Here is a 26764-nt window from a genome sequence, read left to right as displayed (position 1 = left end):
TACATGATTACATAACCACATCTTATGTCCGATCGTAGGCCGGATAAGGCGCAGCCGCCATCCGGCAGACAGGCATAAAAAAACCCTGCCGAAGCAGGGTTTAGCCGCACGCAAAGCCGTATCAGCGACGGGCGCGCACGACCTGGTATTTACGCGTCAGGTACTCGACCGGCGCGCTCCAGATGTGAACCAGGCGCGAGAACGGGAACAGCAGGAACAACGTCATCCCCAGCACCAGGTGCAGGCGGAAAATGAACGCTACGCCCTCTAAATGCTCAGACGCGCCGCCGTGGAACGTCACCACAGATTGCGCCCATCCCACCAGTTTCATCATTTCGCTACCGTCCATGTGTTGCGCAGAGAACGGAATAGTCAGCAGTCCCAGCGCGCACTGAATCACCAGCAGAGAAAGGATCAAAATATCCGCTCCCGTGGTCGTTGCACGCACGCGTGGGCTGAACAAACGGCGTTTGAGCAGCAGTACGCCACCGACCAGCGTCATCACGCCACAAGCGCCGCCTGCAATCATCGCCATTTTCTGCTTCACTTCAATCGGCAGGAACGCTTCGTACATCCAGTGCGGCGTCAGCATCCCCAGGAAGTGACCCGCGAAGATCCCCAGAATACCGAAGTGGAACAGGTTCGAAGCCAGGTTCATCCCTTTGCGATCCAGCATCTGGCTGGAAGCCGCACGCCAGGTGTACTGACCGTAGTCATAGCGCAGCCAGCTGCCAATCAGGAACACTGACCCGGCAATGTACGGATAGATATCAAAGAAGAACATATTCAGGAAGTGCATTATTGCTGTCCTCCGGTGGTGATATTCAAATATTGCGGAGCGACAGCCCCGGCAAAACGACGCTGGTGAGCGGAAATCTCCGACTCGCCGCAACCCTGCTCAGCAAAGAATTTCACCTGTTCTTCTTCCCAGACGGCATCCAGTGCTTGCGGGGTATCGTCACGGACTTCATCCGCAATTTTCTCTGCCACTTTGTCGCTGTCGATAACGGTATTAGCCAGCTTCAGCAGCAGATCGAACAGCACCGCATAGCGACTTTCCCGCTGTTGCAGACGTGCGCCCAGCAACGCCAGAATCGGCGCGATGTCCTGCAAGCCGCCAAGCGCGTCGTTTTTCGGCAACTGCGCCAGATACTCCAGATACAGCGGCAGATGGTCAGGCAACTCACGACTGTCGAGTTGCAGGCCGTGCTGCTCGTACTGCGCCATCAAATCGACCATTGCCTGGCCGCGATCGCGGGATTCACCATGAACATGCTCAAACAGCAACAGCGACGTGGCGCGACCGCGATCAAACAGTTCGCTGTAGCTTGCCTGTACATCCAGCATCTCCTGCGCAGTGAGATCGCGCAGGAAAACCGCCAGACTCTGGGCATCTTCTTTATCCAGGTTTTCGGATGACGCGAGTGCATCGAAAAGTTCCTGTTGATGCTGCCATAAGGCAGCATCCGGGTACTCGAGCAGACGCGAAACAATGACGAGTTCAATCATTGGTGCGGCTCCGTTTTGCTGCTCACATCGATGGCATCAATGCGGCGGCTGTTGAACAGGTTGAATTTGGTATCTGAACCGTGGCAACCATCGCCGAACGTAAAGCCGCAACCGCTTTTCTCCGGGAACGCCTCACGCGCCAGCTCACGATGGCTGCTAGGGATAACGAAACGATCTTCATAGTTCGCAATTGCCAGGTAACGGTACATTTCCTGCGCCTGCGCTTCGCTCAGACCCACCTCTTCCAGCGCGCGGGTATCCAGTTTACCGTCAACGGTTTCCGCACGTTTGTAGTGACGCATCGCCAGCATACGTTTCAGCGCCAGCAGTACCGGCTGGGTGTCGCCTGCGGTCAGCAGGTTCGCCAGGTACTGAACCGGGATACGCAGGCTTTCCACGTCCGGCAGGATGCCGTTGCTGCCCAGTTCGCCGGCGTCCGCCGCAGACTGAATCGGTGACAGCGGCGGCACGTACCAGACCATCGGCAGCGTACGGTATTCCGGGTGCAGCGGCAGCGCCAGCTTCCAGTCCATCGCCATTTTGTAAACCGGGGACTGCTGCGCCGCATCGATAACGCTCTGCGGAACGCCGTCTTTCAGCGCTTGTTCAATGACCGCCGGATCGTTCGGATCGAGGAACACATCCAGTTGGCGCTGATACAGATCTTTCTCGTTCTCCGTGCTGGCTGCGCTTTCAATCGCATCGGCGTCATACAGCAGCACGCCAAGGTAACGGATACGACCCACGCAGGTTTCGGAACATACGGTCGGTTGACCCGCTTCAATACGCGGATAGCAGAAAATACACTTCTCGGACTTCCCGCTCTTCCAGTTGAAATAGATCTTCTTGTACGGACAACCGGTGATGCACATACGCCAGCCGCGGCATTTGTCCTGATCAATCAGGACGATGCCGTCCTCTTCACGCTTGTAGATGGCGCCGCTCGGGCAGGTCGCCACGCACGCCGGGTTGAGGCAGTGCTCGCACAGACGCGGCAGATACATCATGAAGGTGTTTTCGAACTGGCCGTACATCGCCTTCTGCATGTTTTCGAAGTTCTGGTCTTTGGCGCGTTTTTCAAATTCGCCGCCCAGAATTTCTTCCCAGTTCGGACCGCTGGTGATTTTGTTCATCCGCTGACCGGTGATCAGCGAGCGCGGGCGCGCAATCGGCTGATGCTTGCTTTCCGGCGCGGTATGCAGGTTCTGGTAGTCGTAATCAAACGGCTCGTAGTAATCATCAATGCCCGGCAGATGCGGGTTAGCGAAGATTTTACCCAGCAGCATCGCACGGTTGCCCATGCGAGGTTGCAGTTTGCCGTTAATTTTACGGACCCAGCCGCCTTTCCATTTTTCCTGATTTTCCCAGTCGTTCGGGAAACCGACGCCTGGCTTACTTTCCACGTTATTGAACCAGGCGTATTCCATACCTTCACGGCTGGTCCAGACGTTTTTACAGGTCACTGAACAGGTGTGGCAGCCGATGCATTTATCGAGATTCAGCACCATGCCGACTTGTGAACGAATTTTCATTTTACGCTCTCCTGTACCTGGTCATTGCCTTCGCCATCCAACCAGTTAATGTTCTTCATCTTACGCACCACAACAAACTCATCGCGGTTTGAACCGACCGTACCGTAATAGTTAAAGCCGTAGGCCAGCTGCGCATAGCCGCCGATCATGTGGGTCGGCTTCGGCGTGATACGGGTTACAGAGTTGTGAATACCGCCGCGCTGCTGGGTAATTTCTGAACCCGGCAGGTTAACGATACGTTCCTGCGCGTGGTACATCATGGTCATCCCGGCCGGAACACGCTGGCTTACCACCGCGCGTGCCGTCAGCGCACCGTTGCTGTTAAAGACCTCGATCCAGTCGTTATCTTCAATACCCAGATCTTTAGCATCGGTTTCGCTCATCCAGACAATCGGCCCACCGCGCGACAGCGTCAGCATCAGCAGGTTGTCGCTGTAGGTGGAGTGGATACCCCACTTCTGGTGCGGCGTCAGGAAGTTGAGCGCTTTTTCCGGGTTGCCGTTAGATTTCTCACCCATCACCGCTTTCACTGAACGCGTGTCGATCGGCGGACGGTAAACCAGCAGGCTTTCGCCAAAGTCACGCATCCACTGATGATCCTGATACAGGGACTGGCGGCCAGACAGCGTACGCCACGGAATCAGCTCGTGAACGTTGGTATAACCGGCGTTGTAAGAGACGTGTTCATCTTCCAGGCCAGACCAGGTCGGGCTGGAGATAATCTTACGCGGCTGCGCCTGAATATCGCGGAAGCGAATTTTCTCTTCTTCTTTATTGGTCGCCAGATGCGTATGGTCGCGACCGGTGAACTCACTCAGCGCCGCCCAGGCTTTCACCGCTACGTGGCCGTTAGTTTCCGGCGCCAGCGTGAGGATCATCTCGGCGGCATCAATCGCAGTATTCAGCATCGGCTGGCCTTTTGCCGGGCCTTCAGCTTTGGTGTAATTGAGCTTGCGCAGCAAATCCATTTCGCTCTGAGTGTTCCAGGCGATACCTTTGCCACCGTTGCCGATTTTCTCCATCAGCGGGCCGATAGAGGTAAAGCGCTCATACGTCGCCGGGTAGTCGCGTTCCACCGGAATGATGTGCGGCGCGGTTTTACCTGGGATCAGGTCGCATTCGCCTTTTTTCCAGTCTTTCACGTCCAGCGGCTGCGCCAGTTCGGCAGCGGAGTCGTGCTGAATCGGCAGCGTCACCACATCGGTTTCTTTGCCAAGGTGTCCCACGCAGACTTCAGAGAATTTCTTCGCGATGCCTTTATAGATTTCCCAGTCGCTTTTCGATTCCCAGGCCGGGTCAACGGCGGCAGACAACGGGTGAATAAACGGATGCATATCCGAGGTATTCATGTCGTCTTTTTCATACCAGGTGGCGGTCGGCAGCACGATGTCGGAGTACAGGCAGGTGCTCGACAGACGGAAGTCCAGCGTCACCACCAGGTCCAGCTTGCCGTCAAGACCGTTATCCTGCCATTCCACTTCTTCCGGCTTCACGCCACCCTGCATACCCAGATCTTTGCCCTGAATACCGTTTTCCGTACCCAGCAGGTACTTCAGCATGTACTCATGCCCTTTACCGGATGAACCCAGCAGGTTCGAGCGCCAGATAAACAGGTTACGCGGGTGGTTTTTCCCGTTTTCCGGCTGCTCCGCCGCAAAACGAATCGAGCCTTCTTTCAGCGATTTAACGGTGTAATCCACCGCCGTCATCCCGGCTTTTTCCGCTTCACGCGCGATGTACAGCGGGTTGGTGCCCAACTGCGGCGCAGACGGCAGCCAGCCCATGCGTTCAGCACGCACGTTGAAGTCGATCAGATGACCGCTGTAGCGGGATTTATCCGCCATTGGCGACAGCAGTTCCTGCGCGGTAACCGTCTCGTAGCGCCACTGGCTGGAGTGGTTATAGAAATAGGAGGTGCTGTTCATGTGACGCGCCGGACGCTGCCAGTCAAGAGCAAACGCCAGCGGCTGCCAGCCAGTCTGCGGACGCAGTTTTTCCTGGCCGACATAGTGCGCCCAGCCGCCGCCGCTCTGACCGATACAGCCGCAGAACACCAGCATGTTGATAAGCCCACGATAGTTCATATCGAGGTGATACCAGTGGTTCAGACCGGCGCCAACGATGATCATTGAACGACCATGCGTCTTATCGGCGTTATCCGCAAATTCACGGGCGATACGGGTGATTTGCGCACGCGGTACGCCGGTTATCTGCTCTGCCCACGCCGGAGTATAGGCTTTAATGTCGTCGTAGCTGGTTGCGCAGTTTTCGTCGTTCAGACCGCGTTCCAGGCCATAGTTCGCCATCGTCAGATCGTAAACGGTAGTTACCAGCGCGGTGGTTCCGTCTGCCAGTTGCAGGCGTTTCACCGGCAGCTTGTGCAACAGAACGTTTTGCAGCTCGACTTTGTTGAAGTGTTCAGTGCCTTCACCGCCAAAGTACGGGAAGCCCACTTCTGCGATATCGTCCTGGCTACCCAGCAGGCTGAGTTGCAGTTCGGTTTCTTCGCCTGACGTACCGTCACGCTGTTCGAGGTTCCATTTGCCTTTCTCACCCCAACGGAAGCCAATAGAACCGTTCGGCGCAACCATATCGCCGCGGGTGTTGATGGCAACGGTTTTCCATTCCGGGTTGTTTTCCTGACCCAGCGCGTCAATAAGATCGGCGGCGCGCAGCATACGGCCAGCGGCATAGTAACCGTCGCGTTCTTCAAGCATCACCAGCATCGGCATGTCGGTATAGCGACGGACGTAATCGGTGAAATACTGGCTCGGGTTATCAAGGTGGAATTCACGCAGCATAACGTGGCCCATCGCCAGCGCCATCGCGGCGTCAGTCCCCTGCTTCGGTGCCAGCCACAGGTCGCACAGCTTGGCGATTTCAGCGTAGTCAGGCGTAACGGCAACCGTTTTGGTGCCTTTGTAACGCACTTCAGTAAAGAAGTGGGCATCCGGGGTACGGGTCTGCGGAACGTTAGAGCCCCAGGCGATGATGTAGCTGGAGTTGTACCAGTCAGCGGATTCCGGTACGTCCGTCTGCTCGCCCCAGGTCTGCGGAGACGCAGGCGGCAGGTCGCAGTACCAGTCGTAGAAGCTCAGGCAAGTCCCGCCGATTAGGGACAGGTAACGCGCGCCGGATGCGTAAGAGACCATCGACATTGCCGGAATCGGCGAGAAGCCCGCCACGCGATCGGGACCGTAATTTTTGATGGTATAAACGTTGGATGCCGCAATCAGTTCGTTCACTTCCTGCCAGGAAGAACGAACGAAGCCACCACGACCACGCGCTTGTTTGAAGCTTTTTGCTTTATCGGCGTCTTCGATGATGGAAGCCCAGGCTTCTACCGGATCGCTGTGCAGTTTTTTCGCATCACGCCACATTTTCATCAGGCGCTTACGCATCAGCGGATATTTCAGGCGGTTTGCGCTGTAGAGATACCAGGAGTAGCTCGCGCCGCGCGGGCAGCCGCGAGGTTCATGGTTCGGCATATCCGGGCGGGTGCGCGGGTAGTCTGTCTGCTGGGTTTCCCAGGTGACCAGACCGTTTTTCACATAAATTTTCCAGCTGCAAGAGCCGGTACAGTTTACCCCGTGGGTTGAACGCACGACTTTGTCATGCTGCCAACGTTGGCGGTATCCATCCTCCCAGTCCCGGTTTGTTTCGAGAAGCTGGCCGTGCCCATCGGCAAAGGTTTCGCCCTTCTGTTTGAAGTAGCGAAACCGGTCCAGGAATTTACTCATCGGGTTTCTCCTGTTTGGAGCCTGACGGCTCTCTGATAAATCGACATTGCTGGATTGGCTGTGAAGGTAACGCTCTGAAAGGGCGTCAGAATTGATAACGATCAAGGCAGACGGGGATGAAAATCGAGGGTGTTTTTTGACATACCCCTTAAGGAGGATGATTTTTATTCATTCAACATACTGATTAATATGAATATTTTTAAATTCATCCATTATGTAAATGTTAAATTCTTTATAAGTGGGTATTAAGGGGTATGCCCCCTGCAAGGCATAAATGAACGCTGTTCTGACAAACCGGCGCTGTTTATTTATAAATAAGTATGTTGTAACTAAAAACAGACAAAAAAAAGCGCGGTCTAACGCCGCGCAATGGATAATCAAACAATTACTTTTTTATTTTTTAGAATGACGTCCGTATACCGCCCAGGTGATGACTACGCAGGCAATATAGAAAATCAGGAACACTTTCATCGCATCGACCGGTGAGCCGGTTAATGCCAGAGATGTCCCGAATGCTTTCGGAATAAAGAAACCGCCGATTGCGCCAATCGCAGAAATAAAGCCCAATGCGGCTGCGGTATCAGTCGCGGCTTCACGCAGCGCTTTCTCTTCAGAACCCCCTTCCGCTTTAACCCTGTCCATCGTCAGCTTGCGGAAAATAACGGAGATCATCTGGAAAGTAGACCCACTGCCCAGCCCGGCAGTCAGGAACAGCGCCAGGAAGACAACGAAGAAGGCGATAAAGCTGCCGCCCTGGCCGTTAGAAGGCAAGGTCAGGAACAGTAAGGCGCTGAAAATCGCCATCAGCACAAAGTTAACCAGCGTCACCCGCGTTCCGCCCAGACGGTCGGAAATTGCCCCGCCCGCAGAACGGGCCAGCGCGCCGATTAACGGCCCGAAGAAGGCATAATGCAGGATCTGTACTTCCGGGAACTGCGTTTTAGACAGCATCGCAAACCCGGCGGAGAAGCCGATGAATGAACCGAACGTCGCCAGATACAGCAGGCTCATCATCCACAGATGCCCACGTTTAAGTACCGGCAACTGATCTTTCAGCGAAGCCTTCGAGGTCGCCAGCTCATTCATACCGAACCAGGCGGCCAGGGTGAAAATGGCCAGGAACGGCACCCAAATCCAGGCGGCATTCGCCAGATACAGCTGCGAACCGTCCGGCTGTTCCACACCGTGACTGCCAAATACGGCAAAGACAGACAACGAGACCACCAGCGGCGCGACCAGCTGCATAACGCTCACGCCCATGTTGCCTAAACCGCCGTTCAGACCCAGCGCACCGCCCTGTTTCTGTTTTGGAAAGAAGAAGCTGATGTTAGCCATGCTGGAGGCAAAGTTCGCGCCGGCAAAACCGCACAGCAGAGAAATCAGAATAAAGGTGCTAAACGGCGTGGAGGTGTCCTGCACGGCAAAACCTAACCATACGCAAGGAATGACCAGAATCCCGGTGCTGAACGCCGTCCAGCGGCGGCCGCCAAACAGAGGAACCATAAAGGAGTACGGCACACGCAGTAATGCGCCAGAAACAGACGGCAAGGCGGTCAGCATGAACAGCTGATCGGTGGTGAAGTTAAAACCGACCTTCGGTAAATTCACCGCGACGGCGCTGAATAACATCCATACACAAAACGCCAGCAGCAAACAGGGGACGGAAATCCACAGGTTGCGGCTGGCAACACGATGACCACGCTGTTCCCAGAAAGCGGGATCTTCCGGCCGCCATTCTGTGATTACAGCTCCAGATGCCCTTTCGGGGGCAGATGAGTGACTCATAGACACCTCTGTTACTCGATTCGATGTCTGCCACATTAGGGTTTACAGCCGGGGGTAAGTTGATATAAATCAAAGGAAAAGCCGTCATTATTCGCGGCTAAAAATTATCATGCCCCTTAGTGAGTAGGCTTTGTCGACAAAAAAGATGTGGTTTTTCACGGTGCTGTATAACCCTACCCCCCGGCTTCGCGATCCCCTCCCACCACCAGCAATTAAGAGGTAACTCGTTATAGGTATGGGTATACTCCAGGGTATGGCTGAGAATAACGTCACTGTCGAAACGCCCCTCGGTGAGCATCCCGGCAGAATCGTCATTCATTAAGGTTTCCTGAGCAGGAAGCCTGAAGGAAGAAGTCTACATGTTTAAACGTTGTCTCTCTCCACTCACGCTGGTCAACCAACTGGCGCTTATTGTTCTCCTGTCCACCGCTATCGGTGTGGCGGGCATGGCTATCTCTGGCTGGCTGGTTCAGGGCGTACAAGGCAGCGCTCATGCGATCAACAAGGCCGGTTCGCTGCGTATGCAGAGCTATCGCCTGCTGGCAGCAGTGCCGCTGAGCGCCCACGACCAAAAGCTGCTGGATGAGATGAAACAGACGGCGTTCAGCCCTGAACTGACCCGCGCTGCGGAACGCGACGGGCAACAAGAGCAGCTTCGCGCACTACAGGACTACTGGCATACGGAACTGGCGCCAGGGCTGCAACGCGCGCAGGACAGAAACGCCGTTGCCGGCGATGTTATGCGTTTTGTCACCGGTCTGGATCGGTTAGTCACCGCCTTTGATCACACGACCGAGCTGCGCATTGAACGCGTGGTGATGGTGCATCGGTTAATGGCCATCTTTATGGCGTTGCTGTTCGTCTTTACGATCATCTGGCTACGGGCGCGCCTGCTGCAACCGTGGAAACAACTGCTTTCGATGGCGCGAGCCGTCAGCCAGCGCGACTTCACCCAGCGGGCGCATATCAGCGGGCGCAATGAGATGGCGATGTTAGGCTCAGCGCTCAACAACATGTCGGAAGAGCTGGCCGAAAGTTACGCCGTGCTGGAACAACGCGTGCAGGAAAAGACAGCCGGGCTGGAGCATAAAAACCAGATCCTCTCATTCCTGTGGCAGGCCAACCGCCGCCTGCATTCCCAGGTGCCGCTGTGCGAGCGCCTCTCCCCGGTGCTGAACGGCCTGCAAAACCTGACGCTGCTGCACGATATTGAACTGCGGGTTTATGACCTGGAAGATGAAGATAATCATCAGGAGTTCACCTGCCAGTCCGACAGCAGTTGTGATGACAAAGGGTGCCACCTCTGCCCGCGCGGCGCGCTGCCCGCGATCAACGGCGGCACCACGCTGAAATGGCGACTTACCGATGCCCATACGCAATACGGCATTCTGCTGGCGACGCTGCCGCACGGGCGCCATCTGAGTCACGATCAGCAGCAGATGATTGATACGCTAGTCGAGCAATTGACCGCTACGCTGGCGCTGGACAGAAATCAGGAACGCCAGCAACAGTTGATTGTGATGGAAGAGCGTGCCACCATTGCCCGCGAACTTCATGATTCTATTGCACAATCGCTCTCCTGCATGAAGATGCAGGTCAGCTGTCTGCAAATGCAGGGCGCGACGTTGCCGGAAAGCAGCCGCGAGTTGCTCAGCCAGATCCGCAACGAACTGAATACCTCCTGGGTACAGCTACGTGAACTGTTGACCACCTTCCGGTTACAGTTGACCGAACCCGGCCTGCGGCCTGCGCTGGAGGCGAGCTGTCAGGAATATAGCGCCCGATTTGGTTTTACGGTGAAGCTGGATTATCAGCTCCCGCCGCGACGGGTGCCGTCGCATCAGGCTATCCACCTGTTGCAAATTGCCCGCGAAGCGTTAAGTAACGCCCTCAAGCATTCCCATGCCGATGAGGTGGCCGTCGCCGTGGTGCAAAATGGCAATCAGGTCAAACTGACAGTAAAAGACAACGGCTGCGGCGTACCGGAAAATGCCGAGCGCAGTAACCATTATGGCATGATTATTATGCGTGACCGCGCGCAGAGCCTGCGTGGCGATTGTCGTGTACGCCGTCGTGAGACGGGCGGTACGGAAGTTGCTGTCACCTTTATTCCCGAAACAAACTTCACAGAAGTCCAAGGAGATACCCATGAGTAATCAGGAACCGGCTACCATCCTGCTGATCGACGATCATCCGATGTTACGGACCGGTGTTAAACAGCTTGTCAGCATGGCGCCCGATATTAGCGTAATCGGCGAAGCCAGTAATGGCGAGCAGGGTATTGAGCTGGCAGAGTCTCTTGATCCCGATCTGATCCTGCTGGATCTGAACATGCCGGGCATGAACGGTCTGGAAACCCTGGATAAGCTGCGTGAGAAATCACTGTCAGGCCGTATCGTGGTATTCAGCGTGTCCAATCATGAAGAAGACGTGGTGACGGCGCTGAAGCGCGGCGCAGACGGCTATCTGTTAAAAGATATGGAGCCGGAAGATCTGCTGAAAGCCTTACAGCAAGCGGCCGCTGGCGAAATGGTGCTGAGCGAAGCGTTAACGCCGGTTCTGGCCGCCAGTCTGCGGGCAAACCGCGCGACCTCTGACCGCGACGTGACCCAACTGACGCCGCGCGAACGCGATATCCTGAAGCTGATCGCCCAGGGACTGCCGAATAAAATGATCGCCCGCCGCCTGGATATCACCGAGAGTACGGTCAAAGTGCATGTGAAACATATGCTGAAGAAGATGAAGCTGAAGTCACGCGTCGAAGCGGCGGTATGGGTGCATCAGGAACGCATCTTCTGATTACTCCTCCGGGAGCAGCTTCCAGCGCGGATCGTTATCGGGCATCGCCATAAACGGTTCAGTCAGTGATAGCGTGATCTCATTGGAGGAGACACGCTGGCCCTGCTCATCTTCAACAACGACCGACAGCCGCCAGCGATTTGTCGCCCCTTCGCTGCTGTCCCAGGCCGGCATGATAATGGTCCAGCCCTCTGTGCTGTCTGCCTTCGCTCCTGCCGTCAGACTCAGCGCCTGCGTATCGCCCTGCCACGTCACATGACGAACGCCATGCCGACTGCGAATCTGCACCTTCAGCGGCACCGTCTCGCCAGGCTGGAGATCCCACGGCGGCGTCGCCAGAAAAACAGTGAGCGTTTTACGCTGACGATACTCCATCGTCGGGAGATTATTGCGCTGCGGGTTGTCATAGCGACTGCCGCGCAACGACTGACTCTCCGCCACCTCGCTGGCCGACAGCTGTTTGTTCAGCGGCACGCCAAAACGGTAATTCAGGTTCAACCCCAGATTATTCTGGCTCACCCCGCTCTCGCCCTGTTTATGTTGCGCCGTCACCGTCACCAGCGGCACCGGCGTGTAATTAAGCCCCAGTTTTACCGCTACCGGATTATGGTATCCCGTGCCTGAGTCAAACAGATCCACCCGTTCGCCGAAATACTGTTCCACGCTGACGCTGGTGTTGAGGTGTTGATAAAACGGCATACGCATCTGCGCGGTAACATCGTAGCCGCGCGCCATACGCTGCTCTAAGGCGGTGGTCTGTTCATGCCAGGAAGCGAAAGGCTGGTAGTAATTGGCGGATAATCGCAGGTATTCGCCCCACGCTTCCGCGCCAAATCCCGCCCGTTGCAGATTCTCATCCAGCAGGTTGTCATAAAAAGTGTTGTACCCTAACAGCCAGCCGTCGCGCGCCCAGCGTTGGCCGATGCCGACATTACTGACCAGGCCATCGTCCTGCTGAGTCAGCCCGAGTTGACTCCAGGTCAGATACCGCGTGTTGTCCTGCCAGGGAATAAACCAGCCCCCACGACTGCCGGTAAAGCTCCCTTCGTTATCAATCCTGAGATCGACACTCGCATTCCCCCAGGGCGAAAGCCAGGACTCCAGTTGATGATTCACCTGTTCACTCACGGCGTCCCGCACCTGGCCAAACGCAAACTGACGCGCCTGCTCGCCGGTATCCAGCCCATTGTCGGTCATGCTCGCTTCGCCAAAGGCTTTCACCATCTCAGCAAACTGTTTTTCACCTTCGTGTGACTCAGGCGTCATGCCCAAATCAGGTAAACCATCCTGGTTGTTATCGAAGGGATTTTCCGCCTGTTGAATAAACGAGGATTGCGCGCTGGCAGTACCGCCTGCCAGCAGCAAGAGTATGCAAAGGGAAAGAGGGCGATAAACAATACGGCTCAAATTGTCAGCTGCTTTTACATTAAACGAATGAAATCTCACACTTAACTAAAACCATAACGTTTCCATCCGCGTTTTGCAGCCCTTTATCGCATTTTCAGGAGAATCCCAGGCTTCCGGCGGATGCCGTTTGCGCCAGCAGCGCTTTCAGCTCCGGTACGCATGAGCCGCAGTTGGTGCCGCAGCGTAATGTTTTGCCCAGCGCCTGAACGGAGTCGCACCCTTGTGCGATAGCCTGCTGAATAGCACACTCCCCCACGCTAAAGCAGCTACAGATAATGCGTCCCTGGTCGGGCATCCCGCCGCCCGGTTTGCCACTCAACAGGCCATGCCGTTCAGGGGCGTTTTCCGGCGGATGGCGGAACGCGGCAATCACCGCCGCATCGTCTGTTTCGGGTTTTATCGCATCTGACCAGAACCCCAGCATTAATTGTCCCGCCTGCCAGGCCAGAATATTCAGCCCCTGCGGCGTCTGCGCGGTCTGCAATTGCCAGTGCTGTTCGCGGCACATCGCCAGCAACCAGTCGCGATCGTCACGATCGCTTGCGAGAGTGAAACGCGCCACGCCTTCCGCCGCTTTACGCCACCAGTGAACAAAAGGAGGAAAGGTTATCTCTTCGCGGATGAACAGCTCCCCCTGCCAGCGCGGCTGCCACGGCGTGATGCGTACCGCCGTTTGTTTACTCTCCGGCTGCCCTGATTGAGGATCGCAGACGGGCGCGACCAGCGCATTCACCCTTCCCTGCCGGGCAAAGCGATTATTCCAGTGCATCGGCGTAAACGCCGTCCCTTCCCGCAAGCCGGCCTGAATCACCACTCTGGCGACCATTACCCCGCGCGAAGAGCTGATACGGCCAAATGCGCCATCCACCAGGTGGAAACGGGCGGCATCGGACGGTGAAACCTCAACAATCGGTTCGCTAATGTGCTGCATAAGCCGAACCACCGTTCCGGTTCGGGTCATGGTGTGCCACTGATCGCGCAGGCGGCCGCTGTTTAAAATAAGCGGATAGAGCGCGTCACAGCGCGTTCTCATGCCCTCCGGTTCAACGGGCACCAGCCGCAGACGCTTATTGCGATGCCAGCCGCGAGCCAGGTCCAGCGCTCCGTGGTGACGGCTGACCGGCCAGCGGACAGGCGCCATTTCATCCCACGCCGCGCAGTTCAGATCCGCCAGCGCGCCAATATCAAACGCGCGGTCGCCGTCATTTTCAAACCCCGACAGCGCAGCGTGCTCCCGAAAGACATCCCACGCATCCTGCCAGGCGAATGCCTCGCCAAAGCCGAGTTGTTTCGCCATCTGCGCGACAATCCACCAGTCTGCTCTGGCCTCGCCGGGGGCAGTTAAAAATGCGCGCTGACGCGAGATGCGCCGTTCAGAGTTGGTGACGGTGCCGTTTTTCTCCCCCCAGGCCAGCGCCGGAAACCGGATATGCGCCAGTCGACTGGTATCGGTATCGGCCACCACCTCCGAGACAATGACCAACGGGCAGGCAGACAGCGCCTGACAGACGGCATGAGTGTCCGGCAGCGATACCGCCGGATTCGTGCCCATGATCCACACCGCCTTCACCTCGCCGCGCGCGATAGCGTCGAACAGATCCACCGCCATCAACCCTGGCGTCTGCGCCAGCCGCTCCGTGCCCCAGAAACGGGCAACCCGCGACAGATCCTGCGGCTCAAAATTCATGTGCGCCGCCAGCTGTGTCGCCAGCCCGCCGACTTCACGCCCTCCCATCGCATTTGGCTGTCCGGTCAGCGAAAAGGGTCCACAGCCTTCCCGCCCGTATTTACCGCTGGCAAGGTGTACGTTAATGATCGCATTGCATTTATCACTGCCGCTGGCGGACTGGTTAATCCCCATCGTGTAAAGGGTGATTGCGCGCGGCGCGGTCAGAAAACCATCATAAAACCGGCGGATTTCCGCGGGTTCCAGACCACAAAATTGCGCGACTCGCTCAACAGGCCAGCGGCTGGCGCGGGCAAACGCCGCCTGCGCATCATCAAAATCGACGTCATGTTCGCCGCTTGTCGCGATGGCGTGCAGCAGCCCGACAAACAGCCCGCCATCGCTGCCGGGCGTCAGAGCCAGGTGCATATCCGCAATATCACAGGTGGCGGTGCGCCGGGGATCAATCACCACCACTTTCATAGACGGGTTCTCTTTTCGCGCCTGCACCAGGCGCTGATAGAGCACCGGATGCGTCCACGCCGCGTTCGAGCCGACCAGAATCACCAGATCGCTGCGCTCTATATCTTCGTAGCTGCATGGCACCACATCCGCACCAAACGCGCGTTTGTAGCCCGTAACGGCTGACGACATGCACAGGCGCGAATTGGTATCGATATTGGCCGCACCGATAAATCCCTTCATCAGCTTATTCGCCGCATAGTAGTCTTCCGTCAGCAGTTGTCCCGAGGCGTAGAAAGCCACCGACGTTGGGCCATATTGCGCGATGATGCTGCGCAGGCGCTCGCCCGCCGTGTTCAGCGCCTGCTGCCAGCTTACCGTTTCACCGTTAACCTGCGGGTGTAATAACCGTCCGGTCAGTCCGGTGGTTTCCCCCAGCGCGGCGCCTTTCACACACAGTCGCCCAAAATTGGCCGGGTGAGCGGGATCGCCCTGAACCGTGACGCCCTGTTCGCTGACGCGGGCGATCACCCCACAGCCGACGCCGCAGTAAGGGCACGTTGTCCGGGTTTCATTCATGACGCCTCCGCGCGCAGCAGTAGCGCCTGATTCCCGACCCATACCTTGCCTGCTTCGACTTTCACCGGCCAGGCGCGCACAACGGGCTCACCGCTGTCATACTGCCGACCATCGCGCAGGCGAATACGCTGTTTGTAGAGCGGCGAAATGACAACGGGCTCACCTCCTGCATCCCCCAGGATTCCCCGGGAAAGCACGTTTGCGTCGCTGCCGGGTTCATGGTTATCAAGGGCGTAAATCGTCTGACCAAAGCGAAACAGCGCAATTTGCAGGTTGCCTAAACGGGCGCCAATGCCCGCCTGCTCGGGGATCTCCTCCAGTTGACAAACCTCCTGCCAGGGTTTTGTCGGCAGGATGGTTCTCGCTGGCGCCGCCGGTTTCGCCAGCTGCGGCTGTCCACGTAGCATCTGGCGTGCTACGGCTTCATCCGGTTCGTCGCCGTTCACGCTGGAGCGGAACAGCGCCAGACGCTGCGGATCGTTTAGCGTGGTTTGCCATTCACACTGGTATGTTTCCACAATCCGCGCCATCTCCTGTTCAAGCTCGTCGCCGATACCCAGGCTGTCGTGTATAACCACCTCGCGCAGATAGTCGATGCCCCCTTCAAGATTATCCATCCAGGTGCTGGTGCGTTGCAGGCGATCGGCGGTACGGATATAGAACATCAGGAAGCGATCCACGAATTTAATCAGCGTGGCGTCATCCAGATCGCTGGCGAACAGATCCGCATGACGCGGCTTCATACCGCCGTTTCCGCAGACATACAGGTTCCAGCCCTTATCGGTGGCGATCACGCCAACGTCTTTCCCCTGCGCTTCGGCACACTCGCGGGTACAGCCGGAGACCGCCATTTTGATTTTGTGCGGGGCGCGCAGTCCCTTGTAGCGGTTCTCCAGCGTGACGGCCAGACCGGTTGAATCCTGAACGCCATAGCGACACCAGGTTGACCCGACGCAGGATTTCACCGTGCGCAACGACTTCCCGTAGGCGTGCCCGGTTTCAAAACCGGCGGTAACCAGATCGCGCCAGATATCCGGCAGTTGTTCGAGGCGCGCGCCAAACAAGTCGATACGCTGCCCGCCGGTAATTTTGCTGTAGAGCTGATAACGTTTGGCGATTTCGCCAATGGCGATCAGCCCATCCGGCGTCACCTCGCCTGCCGCCATGCGCGGTACGACGGAATACGAACCGTCTTTCTGGATATTGGCAAAATAACGATCGTTGGTGTCCTGCAACGGCAGATGCGCAGGTTTTAGCAGATACTCATTCCAGCAGGAGGCCAGCACCGAGCCCACCAGCGGTTTGCAAATCTCACAACCATGCCCGCGACCATAGCGGCTAATCAACTGCTCAAAGGTGTGGATGCGGTTCACCCGCACCAGGTGGTAAATCTCCTGTCGCGAGTACGCAAAGTGTTCGCAGATATCCTTTTTAACCTCCACGCCCTGTGCCGCCAGCTGGAACTCCATCACCTGTTTCACCAGCGCGCTGCACCCACCGCAGCCGGTTGCCGCTTTGGTGCACTGCTTGATTGCGCCCATCTCCGTTGCGCCCGCGCTGACCGCCTGGCAAATGTCTGCCTTGCTGACGTTATGACAAGAGCATATTTGCGCGCTGTCCGGTAATGCCGCAACGCCCAACGCTTTCGGCGCGCTGCCCGCCAAAGCAGGTAAAATCAGCGATTCCGGCTGTCCGGGCAGCGCCATACCGTTAAGCATCATTTGCAATAACGTGGCGTAATCCGCCGCATCACCCACCAGCACGCCGCCCAGCAGCGTCTTGCCGTCCGCGCTGACCACAATTTTTTTGTAGATTTGCTCCGGGCCATGCGTCCACTGGTAGCTTTGCGCGCCTGGCGTGCGCCCCTGCGCATCGCCGAACGAGGCCACATCCACCCCCAGTAATTTGAGTTTGGTGCTCATATCCGCCCCGCTGAACGCCGCATCTTCACCGGCCAACTGCGCTGCCGCCACGCGCGCCATCTGGTAGCCCGGCGCAACCAGCCCAAACACCCTGCCGTCCCAGAGCGCACATTCACCGATGGCAAAAACATCCGCGTCAGAGGTCAGACAGTGGTTATCAATACACACCCCGCCGCGTTCTCCGATACGAAGTCCGGCGCCGCGCGCCAGCGCATCCTGCGGGCGAATACCGGCAGAAAACACCACCATATCCGTCTCCAGACGCTCACTATCCGTAAACACCAACTGTAACCCTTGCGGGGTAGAGACAATTTCCGCAGTGGATTTCGAGGTATGCACGCTCACGCCCAGCGCCTCGATTTTTTCGCGCAGCATCGCCGCGCCAGCGTTATCAAGCTGAACCGCCATTAACGATGGCGCGAACTCGACAACATGCGTCTCCAGCCCTAATTGCCGCAAGGCGTTCGCCGCCTCCAGCCCCAACAGCCCGCCGCCAATCACCACCCCACGGCGAGAGTGTTTTGCCTTCGCGGCAATAGCATCCAGATCGTCCAGCGTGCGATAGACGAAACATTCCGCCGAATCACCGCCTTTCACCGGCGGAACAAAGGGATATGATCCGGTTGCCAGCACCAGTTTATCCCAGTGCGTTTCATGTCCGCTGGCGGTGCGAATAACGCGGGCATCCCGATCGATCGTCGTAACGCATTGCGACAACCGCAGTTCAATACCGTGGCGGGCAAAAAAATCGCCTTCCACCAGCGAGAGCGATTCTGCGCTGCGCCCGGCGAAATACTCCGACAGATGAACGCGGTCATAGGCGGCATAACGCTCTTCGCCAAAGACCACAATCTGATAGTCAAGATGCAGATTGCGGCTAACGCATTGCTCAAGAAAATGGTGGCCAACCATACCGTGTCCAACAACAGCCAACGTGGGTTTTGTCATAGTCACCTGTCCTGCAGCCGCAGGCTGCGTATCAAATCTGTCGAATAACCAGTCAGGATTCGCCGACGCAGCCTGCGCCAGCAAATCAGTCAACGGTGCGGCGCTGCGGCAATCGCCCATCAGCAGCACTCCCTGTAACCGTCCATTGCGGATCAGCAGACGACGGTAATGGCCGCTCAGCGGGTCAAATGTGCGCAGCAGATCATCACCTGCCGTGGCGTTTACCTCCCCGGCGCTGAACAGATCGATGCCCGTCACCTTCAGACGCGTACCGCTGTCCTGCCAGTGAAAATCAGCGCCGGGGGTTCCCGCCAGGCGAGCCGCCAGCACCTCCGCGTGTGCCAGACAGGGCGCGACCAGCCCCCAGGTCTGACCGTCGATTTCACAGCACTCGCCTATCGCGCTGATCCCCGCCACCGCCGTGCGCAGTTGCCCGTCCACCACAATTCCACGCTGACAGGGCACCCCGCTTGCCAGCGCCAGCGCCGTATTGGGTTTTACGCCAGTGGCAATCACCACGCGCGTTGCAGACAGCACGCAACCGTTCGTCAACGTGACGTCATCAGGCGTAATCCTGTCGATACCGGACGACAGCACGCAGTCAATCCCGCGTGCGTTAAGGTGTTCCGCCAGCAGTTCCCCGGCCTGCTCATCAAGCTGTTGCTCCATGAACCGATTGCCGCGATGAATTAACGTGACATTGTCACCTTTTAGTCGCAGCGCGGCGGCCGCCTCGACGCCAAGCACACCGCCGCCCAGCACGACAACCGGCCCGCAGCCATGCAGGATGCTGTCCACATCGTTAATCGTGCGAAAAGCATGCACATGGGGTAAATCAGCGCCGGGGATCGGCGGAATAAACGGAACCGAGCCGGTGGCAAACACCAGCGCATCCCACGCCAGCGTTCGACCGGTGGTGGTGGCGGTACGCGCTATCGCGTCAACGGCGATGACGGCTTCCCCCGTCAGCACCGTGACGCCGTGGCGCTGATACCACTCAGGCGGATGCAGCAGCGTCTGCGCAAAGCGCTTTTCGCCGCCCAGTACGGGCGAAAGCTGAATGCGGTTATACGCATGCCGCGGTTCTTCCCCCACCACGGTTATCGTGAAGGCCTGCGGCGCCCGCGCCAGCAGCGCCTCCACCAGACGGGTGGCGGCCATCCCGTTGCCGATAATGACCAGTCGCTGCGTCATACCGCCTCCCTACGCCGCCTTCGGCTGCTTTTCGTAGAGGAAGTGAAGAATCTGCTGGCGCAACTGGTGGTATCGGCTGTCGTCAGCCAGCTGCACGCGATTACGCGGGCGAGGAAGCGTGACGGGCAAAATGTCGCCTACCGTCGCCGCCGGGCCGTTGGTCATCATCAGCACGCGATCGGAGAGCAGCACCGCTTCATCCACATCATGGGTAATCAACACAATGGTGGTATTGAGCGACTGCTGGATTTGCATCACCGTGTCCTGCAAATGCGCGCGCGTCAGGGCGTCCAGCGCGCCAAACGGTTCATCCATCAGCAGCACTTTGGGTTTCATCGCCAGCGCCCGGGCGATGCCGACGCGCTGCTTCATCCCCCCGGACACTTCTCCCGGATGCTTGTGCATAGCGTGCCCCATTTGCACCCGTTCAAGATTGTGTTCAATCCATTCCCGACGTTCTGTTTTCCCCATCGTGCGGCGAAAGACCCGATCAACCGCCAGCGCAACGTTATCGAAGCAGGTCAGCCACGGCAGCAGCGAGTGATTCTGGAAGACCACCGCCCTTTCCGGCCCCGGCCCGGCGATTTCCCGGTTGTCGCAAATAAGCCCCCCGTCGGTAGGGAGCGTAATTCCGGCAATCAGATTCAACAGCGTCGATTTCCCGCAGCCGGAATGCCCAATAAGGCTGACGGTTTCACCTTCATGAATGTCGAAAGAGACGTTTTGCAACGCCAGAAATTCGCCGCTGGCGGTAGAAAAACGCTGACTGACGGCCTGTACCTGAATTAACGGTTTCATGATGTTCCCCTTATTTTTCCTGCCAGCTAAAACGACGCGCCACCAGCATTAAGCCCTGCTCCAGCAGCAGGCCAACCACGCCGATGATGACGATAGCGATGAGAATGTTTTCCACATTGAGGTTGTTCCACTCGTTCCAGATCCAAAAGCCAATGCCGAGGCCGCCGGTGAGCATTTCCGCCGCCACAATCACCAGCCAGGCGATGCCGATAGACAGGCGCACGCCGGTCAGCACCGCAGGCAGAACCGCCGGAAAGAGAATACGGCGCATCACCGTCCATTCCGGGAGTTGCAGGACACGGGCAACGTTAAGGTAATCCTGTGGGATGCGGCGCACGCCTTCGGCGGTGTTGATCACCATCGGCCAGATAGAGCAGATAAAAATGGTCCAGCTTGATGCCGGTTCCGCTTTCTGAAACAGCAGCAAGCCAATTGGCAACCAGGCCAGCGGGCTGACCGGTCGCAGCAGCGCGATCAGCGGGGTAAACATGCGCGAGAAAAAGGTGAACCGGCCGATCAGGAAGCCAAGCGGGATACCCACCAGCGCCGCCAGCCCAAAACCAATCGCCACACGCTGTAGCGACGCCAGCACATTCCAGCCAATCCCCATATCATTAGGCCCACCGTTATAAAACGGGTCGGCAAACAGCGTCAGCGCGGAATCAAGGGTGCTGAGCGGCGTCGGGAAGCCTTTGCTGTTAATGGCCGCCAGTTGCCAGCCCACCACCAGCAGCGCCAGCCCCAGCAATGCGGGAACGGTTCGCTGCGCCAGCGTTCGCATCAGATGCGACAGCGGCGGATTACGCCTGCGCACCGTAACGGGCGGCAGCGTAATCACTTCACCGGCGGCGGGTTCAGGAATGCGTCTTTGCACGTTTTGTACTGTTTTCATGTCAGGCCCCTTGATGATGGAGAGTGAAGCTGTTGGCGTAACGTTCGGGGTCCCGCCCGGTCCATACGGAACCATCCATGAGGGTGCTGGTGCGTAACAGCTGAGAAGGCGGCGTGATGCCGCCTACCGCTGCGGCGGCGTCCCGCCAGATGTCCGTGCGGTTAATCCGGGCGGCGATGGCGTTATAATCCGGCGCGTCCTTGAGCAGCCCCCAGCGACGAAACTGCGTCAGGAACCACATCCCGTCGGAATGCCACGGAAAACTCACTTCCGCATCGTGATAAAAACGAATGGCGTGCGCGTCCTGCCAGCGATGCCCTGCGCCGTTGTCGTACTCGCCCAACATACGTCCTGTCAGGTACTGCTCTTTGGTGTTAAGCCAGGCGCGACGGGCCAATATTTGTGCGGTTTCGCGTCGGTTTTCCACTGAGGCGTCGATCCAGCGCGCCGCCTCCAGTACCGCGCTGACCAGCGCTCTGGCGGTGTTTGGATGCTGTTCGACCCAGTCACGGCGCGTTCCCAGGATTTTTTCCGGGTGATCGGGCCAGATGGCCTGCGAGGTCGTGGCGGTAAAACCAATGCGATCATTAATCGCGCGGGCATTCCACGGCTCACCGACGCAAAAGCCCACCATGTTGCCAATACGCATGTTCATCACCATTTGCGGCGGCGGCACGACGACCATTCGGACATCAGAGAACGGGTTAATCCCCGCGCTGGCCAGCCAGTAATAGAGCCACATCGCATGCGTTCCGGTCGGAAAGGTATGCGCAAAGGTGTAAGTGCCGGGCGCTTGTCCGGCGATCATGTTTTTCAATCCGCCAGCGTCGGTAATGCCTTTCTCCTGGAGCGCCGTCGACAGCGTGATTGCCTGCCCGTTCTGATTTAGCGTCATCAGGTTCGCCATCGGCTGCGGCTTACTGGCGATACCAAGCTCAAGACCATAGAGCAGGCCATACAGCACATGCGCCGCGTCCAGTTCGCCGGAAACGAGTTTGTCGCGCACCGCCGCCCAACTGGCCTCTTTGGTCGGCACGAGGGTAATGCCGTATTTCTTATCAAACCCTTTCAACGCGGCGATGATCAGCGGAGCGCAGTCGGTGAGCGGAATAAAGCCGACTCTGACAATTTCAAGTTCGGGTTTGTCCGACCCTGCCGCCCACACGGACTGCATCAAACCGGGCACCAGCAGCGCCCCGCCCATCGCGGCCCCTGCCTGCAATAATCGACGTCGCGTCAATGAAACAGACCTGTCACCCATACATGCTCCCCATTGCAAAAAAAAAGCGCCCGGCAATGCCGAAGCATTGCAGGACGCCTTTATCCCAAACGCGCGCAAACCGTCGTTGGTTTGCCGCTAAACTGTTTTCAGAACTCTTTTACCATTTCAGTATTGCAATTCAGATGCCAACATCAACATGCCCTTATCCCGCCGCTTTTCAGGCGGTACGCGAACGCGCTTGCACCCGAATCTGGCACGCGATGCCCAGCCGTTGTGCAGCTACCCTTTGGTTGTCACCTGCCAGAGCGATTTCACCGTGAGCAGCGCACGCGCGATGTCCACCATCCGCTGGTTCTTGTCCATCGCCATTTTGCGCAGCGACTGCCAGGCCTGCTCTTCAGACAGATTCTGGTGATGCATCAGCACATATTTGGCTTTATCAATAACCTTTCGCTCCTCCAGCGCATCCTGTAGCGACGCCAGCTGCCCGCTGAGCTGCTCCAGTTCCCGCGCCTGTTGCCGCACAACCAGCAGCAACTGCTTATCCCGGCGCAATGAGAACGTATCGTCGGTGGCATCATCCAGCCAGCTGGCGAGCGGCAACGTTGTCTCATCCTGCGCCAGACGACGCTCCACCGCAGACATTAACTCGGCGATCAGCATCTCCTCGATGCTGCGCAGTTGCTCCAGCCGTTGCGTCTGGAGCGTGAACCAGCGTAAAGCGCTTTCGCCCTTATCGGGCGCAGGCTGGCGCGTACAGGCCAGGCGGCGCCACTGTTCGATAGCGGCTTCCGCTTCGCACTGTTGGCGAAATGCGTGAACCACCGCCGGTGACGCCAGCGATATAAAGGTGTCAAAGCAGAGCTGCTGTCCGTCAATGCGATCCACCAGTTCCTGTCGCATCTCGTGGCTGAACGCCCCTTGCGTGAACCCTATCGCCCCCAGCGCCCGCTCTTGCCCCACCAGCTCCTTACCCTGCATAAAGCTGTACAGCGCGACCATCCCTCCGGCGATGTGGGGATGGTCGATGTTGTCGTTAAGCTGCGGCACAATGCTTAGCAGGTGGCGCAGCGTTCGGCTGTACTGATCCATCGCCTGTGGCGCATCGCTATGCCGTCCACTGACCGCTTCGCGCAACTGCGGCAACTGCTCCAGACACCAGACAGCCCCGGCGATGCGATGACAGAGCGCGCTGTTCGCCATCGGCCTCATCTCCTGCAACAGGGACTGCAACCGGGCGTGTTCTTCGTCCACCAGCGCGCGGCTGGCGCGTATCTCCGGCCCATAAAGTTGCCCTGCGGAACACAACCAGATGTTGGATGCGCCGCGTTCGCACTGTAGCATATGCACCAGATGGCTAATCCGGGACACCAGCTTCCCTGACTGCGCCAGTTGGCGAAGCTGCGTATTCTCAAGCTGGCGCGCATAATGAAACCATTGGGTGGCGCCGGGGCGGCTTTCCATATTCGTCATCATCGTTGCTCTCCCGGGTAACAGGTCTACCCGTACTACAAGCAATATCCATGCCCCCCTGACAACAGGAGTCAAAATGCAAAAGATAGTGATCGTCGCAAACGGTGCGGCATACGGTAGCGAAGCGTTATTTAACAGCCTGCGTCTGGCCATTGCGCTACGTGAACAGGCCGGCGACCTCGACCTGCGTTTATTTTTAATGTCGGATGCCGTCACCGCAGGATTACGCGGACAGAAGCCTGCGGAAGGTTACAATATCCAGCAAATGCTGGAGATCCTGACCGCGCAGAACGTCCCGGTGAAACTGTGTAAAACCTGTACCGACGGGCGGGGAATCACCACATTGCCGCTCATTGACGGCGTGGAAGTCGGTACGCTGGTCGAACTGGCCCAGTGGACGCTGGCGGCGGATAAAGTTCTGACCTTCTGATCCCAGGCGCGGGAATTGCCCCTGGTTTCCGCGCACCTTCATTAGCGCTTAACGCGCGTTTAGCCCTGCTGATACTATTTTCTTATGGACGCGGTTGCAGCCTCAAGATTCGCCGCCCGGTAGCCGATAGGATTTCCAATACCACACTGAAGGAAATACTATGTTCAGCTCAATTCGCGCCCGTATTATTGCGGCGACAACGGGATGTCTGGTTGTCGCCCTCCTCCTTAACACGCTGATTAACCTTCAGGTAACGCGTCTCGATAACCAACAAGCGCAGCAGGATACGCTCACCAGTACCAGCGCCAGCCACAGTCTGGCGATTGCCGACTGGGTTAGCAGCAAAATGAATATGATTTCCTCGTTGCAGCAGGCGGCGCTAACCGACGATCCGGTGCCGGTATTTCGTCAAATGGCGCTGGGCGGCGGCTTTACGAATATCTATGTCGGGTATGCCAGCAAAACAGCAAAATTTTCCGATCCGGCAGGCATACCGCCAGATTTCGATCCGACGTCACGTCCCTGGTATCAACAGGTTGTCAACGCTGACGCCGCCGTCGTTACGGCCCCCTATGTTGATGCCGGAACCGGTAAGCTGGTGGTAACGTTCGCCGTTCCGGTGAAAGAGAACGGCGAACTGAAAGCGGTAGTCGCCGGTGATGTCGCGATGGATGCCGTCGTGGCGAATGTACACGGTATTCGACCGACGCCCGCCAGCAGCGGTATGTTGCTCGACCAAAACGGAACGCTCATCGCCGCCAACGATCCGGCGCTGACGATGAAACCTTTCGCGCAGGTCGTCAGCGGCGTGGATTTCAATCAGGTAAAAAGCGGACACCCTGTTCAGGCGCTGATCGGCGAGAGTAGTAAAACGCTGCTGGCGACGCCGGTGCAAGGAACCCACTGGTGGCTGGTCGTGGCGTTAGACGAAAAAGAGGCAACCTCCGGCATGCTGGCGCTGCTGAAGGCGTCCACCCTGTCCCTGCTACTGTTGGTTCTCGCGGGCGGCGCAGTGATGCACCTTCTGGTGGCTCGCCTGATGAAGCGTCTGTCCACGATTCGCGACGCGATGCATGCCATTGCCAACGGGACGAACGATTTGTCTCAACGTTTGCCGGACAGCGGCACGGACGAAGTCGCGCAAATCGCCAGGGCGTTTAACGGTTTTAGCGATAAGCTGTCCGTGGTAATGGTACAGCTACGCGATGCCAGCGCCTCGGTGAAAATGGCCGCGCAGGAGATTGCCGCCGGTAACCGCGACCTTTCAGGCCGTACCGAGCAGGCCGCCTCCAGCCTGCGTGAAACCGCCAGCGCCGTTGAGCAAATCACCGCGTCGGTCGCCCAGTCCACGGAATCTGCCGCCGAAGCCAACGATCAGGCGCAAAAAGCCTCACAGGCCGCCACGCGCGGCGGCGACGTGGTCTCGCAGGCAATCACGACAATGCAATCCATTGAAGGGGCATCGGCGAAAATCGGCGATATCACCAGCGTGATCGACGGCATTGCGTTCCAGACCAATATTCTGGCGCTGAATGCTTCGGTCGAAGCCGCCCGGGCGGGAGAGCAAGGCCGCGGGTTTGCCGTTGTCGCGGGTGAAGTGCGCAACCTTGCCAGCCGCAGCGCGCAGGCGGCAAAAGAGATTAAATCGTTGATCGACTCCACAACCACCAGCGTCGCGACAGGTTCACGTTATGTTCATCTGGCCGGAGAAAGTATGCAGGAGATCCTGTCCAGCATCGGCCATGTCTCCGGCATCATGCATGAAATCAGCATCGCCACCAGTGAGCAGATGAAAGGCATTCAGGAAATAAATCACTCCGTGAACCACCTTGATCGCATGGTGCAACAGAACGCTGAACTGGTGGTGCAGTCTGCCGCTGCCGCAGGCGCCTTGCAGAGCCAGGCAGGCGAGCTGGCTGAAACTGCCGGGCATTTCCGAATTTAATCTTATAAGGGCGTGTTTTTGTCGAAAGTTACCACGCCCTTTCAATGATTTTCAGGCATTTTGTCATTTTTGTTTAATGGTTATGCCATTTTTTGATCAAAATCAGCATCCGTGAGCTCACCCTTTGGTGTTATGCAGTGAGTGAAATGTGAACAACATCACGCAGCACTTCCACAAGGGAGTACGTTGTTTTCAAGAACGGGGTGAAAAATGGCATTAGTGAAAGCAAGTTTGAAATTGTTTGGTGGGGATACGGTGATAGTGCGTTGTTCTGAACGCTGCCACATCCATTTAATGAGCGAGAAAAAACACGTCAAAGACACGCAGACCGATATTTTAAGCGTGCAGAACCGTGATAATGCCTGGCTGACCGTACCGTACACCGGTGTCTGGAACGTGCTGATCGACAGCCACAGCCAGTCACTGGAACACTCCATCAGTTATATCGCAGCCTGATGTTT

The 26764-nt window shown here is 57.5% G+C and carries 17 protein-coding genes; 5 read left to right on the top strand and 12 right to left on the bottom strand.

The window, feature by feature from the left end; translation table 11 throughout:
* Window positions 1-121 precede the first annotated feature (121 nt).
* The 5 genes from narI to OGV67_RS09630 form a co-directional block, all read right to left on the bottom strand.
* Window positions 122-799, bottom strand: a complete 678-nt coding sequence (gene narI, locus OGV67_RS09650; protein ID WP_012132187.1) for a respiratory nitrate reductase subunit gamma — start codon at window positions 797-799, stop codon at window positions 122-124.
* The gene (gene narJ / locus OGV67_RS09645; RefSeq protein WP_012132186.1) at window positions 799-1509 is read right to left on the bottom strand and encodes a nitrate reductase molybdenum cofactor assembly chaperone; all 711 of its coding nucleotides are present in this window, start codon (window positions 1507-1509) and stop codon (window positions 799-801) included. The genes narI and narJ overlap by 1 nt, the downstream gene beginning before the upstream one ends.
* Complete coding sequence (narH, locus tag OGV67_RS09640) at window positions 1506-3041, bottom strand: nitrate reductase subunit beta (protein WP_012132185.1); 1536 nt, start codon at window positions 3039-3041, stop codon at window positions 1506-1508. Before narH ends, narJ begins: the two co-directional genes overlap by 4 nt.
* Window positions 3038-6781, bottom strand: a complete 3744-nt coding sequence (locus OGV67_RS09635; RefSeq protein ID WP_012132184.1) for a nitrate reductase subunit alpha — start codon at window positions 6779-6781, stop codon at window positions 3038-3040. Before OGV67_RS09635 ends, narH begins: the two co-directional genes overlap by 4 nt.
* A gap of 393 nt (window positions 6782-7174) precedes the next feature.
* Window positions 7175-8566 (bottom strand): NarK family nitrate/nitrite MFS transporter, encoded by a 1392-nt coding sequence (locus tag OGV67_RS09630; RefSeq protein ID WP_024130296.1) that lies wholly within the window; start codon window positions 8564-8566, stop codon window positions 7175-7177.
* Window positions 8567-8925: 359 nt separating this feature from the next.
* Between OGV67_RS09630 and narX the strand changes: the two genes are divergently transcribed.
* Complete coding sequence (gene narX / locus OGV67_RS09625) at window positions 8926-10722, top strand: nitrate/nitrite two-component system sensor histidine kinase NarX (protein ID WP_049010662.1); 1797 nt, start codon at window positions 8926-8928, stop codon at window positions 10720-10722.
* Window positions 10715-11365: a two-component system response regulator NarL gene (gene narL, locus OGV67_RS09620; protein ID WP_012132179.1), complete on the top strand. Its 651-nt coding sequence runs from the start codon at window positions 10715-10717 to the stop codon at window positions 11363-11365. Before narX ends, narL begins: the two co-directional genes overlap by 8 nt.
* On the opposite strand, the gene OGV67_RS09615 is transcribed toward narL, so the two are convergent.
* The 7 genes from OGV67_RS09615 to nasR form a co-directional block, all read right to left on the bottom strand.
* Window positions 11366-12772, bottom strand: coding sequence for a YchO/YchP family invasin (locus OGV67_RS09615; protein ID WP_115614753.1), 1407 nt, complete (start codon window positions 12770-12772; stop codon window positions 11366-11368). It lies immediately after the preceding gene.
* 94 nt (window positions 12773-12866) lie between these two features.
* Window positions 12867-15479, bottom strand: a complete 2613-nt coding sequence (locus OGV67_RS09610) for a nitrate reductase (protein WP_200003522.1) — start codon at window positions 15477-15479, stop codon at window positions 12867-12869.
* Window positions 15476-19543 carry a nitrite reductase large subunit NirB gene (nirB, locus tag OGV67_RS09605; RefSeq protein ID WP_115614752.1) on the bottom strand — a complete coding sequence of 1356 codons (4068 nt, stop codon included), beginning with the start codon at window positions 19541-19543 and terminating at the stop codon, window positions 15476-15478. Before nirB ends, OGV67_RS09610 begins: the two co-directional genes overlap by 4 nt.
* 9 nt (window positions 19544-19552) lie before the next feature.
* Window positions 19553-20341, bottom strand: coding sequence for an ABC transporter ATP-binding protein (locus tag OGV67_RS09600; RefSeq protein ID WP_012132175.1), 789 nt, complete (start codon window positions 20339-20341; stop codon window positions 19553-19555).
* Window positions 20342-20351: 10 nt separating this feature from the next.
* Entirely contained in the window at window positions 20352-21233 is an 882-nt protein-coding gene (ntrB, locus tag OGV67_RS09595) for a nitrate ABC transporter permease (protein ID WP_115614751.1), read from the bottom strand.
* A gap of 1 nt (window position 21234) precedes the next feature.
* Window positions 21235-22494 (bottom strand): CmpA/NrtA family ABC transporter substrate-binding protein, encoded by a 1260-nt coding sequence (locus tag OGV67_RS09590; protein WP_071258433.1) that lies wholly within the window; start codon window positions 22492-22494, stop codon window positions 21235-21237.
* 240 nt (window positions 22495-22734) lie between these two features.
* Window positions 22735-23931, bottom strand: coding sequence for a nitrate regulatory protein NasR (nasR, locus tag OGV67_RS09585; protein ID WP_081353188.1), 1197 nt, complete (start codon window positions 23929-23931; stop codon window positions 22735-22737).
* 73 nt (window positions 23932-24004) lie between these two features.
* On the opposite strand from nasR, the gene OGV67_RS09580 reads away from it, so the two are divergent.
* The 3 genes from OGV67_RS09580 (at window position 24005) to OGV67_RS09570 (ending at window position 26759) form a co-directional block, all read left to right on the top strand.
* Window positions 24005-24358, top strand: coding sequence for a DsrE/DsrF/TusD sulfur relay family protein (locus tag OGV67_RS09580; RefSeq protein ID WP_049010651.1), 354 nt, complete (start codon window positions 24005-24007; stop codon window positions 24356-24358).
* Window positions 24359-24518: 160 nt separating this feature from the next.
* The gene (locus OGV67_RS09575) at window positions 24519-26303 is read left to right on the top strand and encodes a methyl-accepting chemotaxis protein (protein WP_115614750.1); all 1785 of its coding nucleotides are present in this window, start codon (window positions 24519-24521) and stop codon (window positions 26301-26303) included.
* Between the two features lie 210 nt (window positions 26304-26513).
* A complete protein-coding gene (locus tag OGV67_RS09570) occupies window positions 26514-26759 on the top strand; it encodes a DUF1883 domain-containing protein (RefSeq protein WP_012132167.1) in 246 nt (81 codons plus the stop codon).
* Window positions 26760-26764 lie beyond the last annotated feature (5 nt).

The organism is Citrobacter sp. CK188 (assembly GCF_030333525.1).
Classification (GTDB): domain Bacteria; phylum Pseudomonadota; class Gammaproteobacteria; order Enterobacterales; family Enterobacteriaceae; genus Citrobacter_B; species Citrobacter_B koseri.
This window is presented reverse-complemented; position numbering and strand designations above follow the sequence as displayed.

Coding starts and splice junctions, on each gene's coding strand:
- narI (WP_012132187.1), bottom strand. CDS start 799: ATGCACTTCCTGAATATGTTCTTCTTTGATATCTATCCGTACATTGCC.
- narJ (WP_012132186.1), bottom strand. CDS start 1,509: ATGATTGAACTCGTCATTGTTTCGCGTCTGCTCGAGTACCCGGATGCT.
- narH (WP_012132185.1), bottom strand. CDS start 3,041: ATGAAAATTCGTTCACAAGTCGGCATGGTGCTGAATCTCGATAAATGC.
- OGV67_RS09635 (WP_012132184.1), bottom strand. CDS start 6,781: ATGAGTAAATTCCTGGACCGGTTTCGCTACTTCAAACAGAAGGGCGAA.
- OGV67_RS09630 (WP_024130296.1), bottom strand. CDS start 8,566: ATGAGTCACTCATCTGCCCCCGAAAGGGCATCTGGAGCTGTAATCACA.
- narX (WP_049010662.1), top strand. CDS start 8,926: ATGTTTAAACGTTGTCTCTCTCCACTCACGCTGGTCAACCAACTGGCG.
- narL (WP_012132179.1), top strand. CDS start 10,715: ATGAGTAATCAGGAACCGGCTACCATCCTGCTGATCGACGATCATCCG.
- OGV67_RS09610 (WP_200003522.1), bottom strand. CDS start 15,479: ATGAATGAAACCCGGACAACGTGCCCTTACTGCGGCGTCGGCTGTGGG.
- nirB (WP_115614752.1), bottom strand. CDS start 19,543: ATGACGCAGCGACTGGTCATTATCGGCAACGGGATGGCCGCCACCCGT.
- OGV67_RS09600 (WP_012132175.1), bottom strand. CDS start 20,341: ATGAAACCGTTAATTCAGGTACAGGCCGTCAGTCAGCGTTTTTCTACC.
- ntrB (WP_115614751.1), bottom strand. CDS start 21,233: ATGAAAACAGTACAAAACGTGCAAAGACGCATTCCTGAACCCGCCGCC.
- OGV67_RS09590 (WP_071258433.1), bottom strand. CDS start 22,494: ATGGGTGACAGGTCTGTTTCATTGACGCGACGTCGATTATTGCAGGCA.
- nasR (WP_081353188.1), bottom strand. CDS start 23,931: ATGATGACGAATATGGAAAGCCGCCCCGGCGCCACCCAATGGTTTCAT.
- OGV67_RS09580 (WP_049010651.1), top strand. CDS start 24,005: ATGCAAAAGATAGTGATCGTCGCAAACGGTGCGGCATACGGTAGCGAA.
- OGV67_RS09575 (WP_115614750.1), top strand. CDS start 24,519: ATGTTCAGCTCAATTCGCGCCCGTATTATTGCGGCGACAACGGGATGT.
- OGV67_RS09570 (WP_012132167.1), top strand. CDS start 26,514: ATGGCATTAGTGAAAGCAAGTTTGAAATTGTTTGGTGGGGATACGGTG.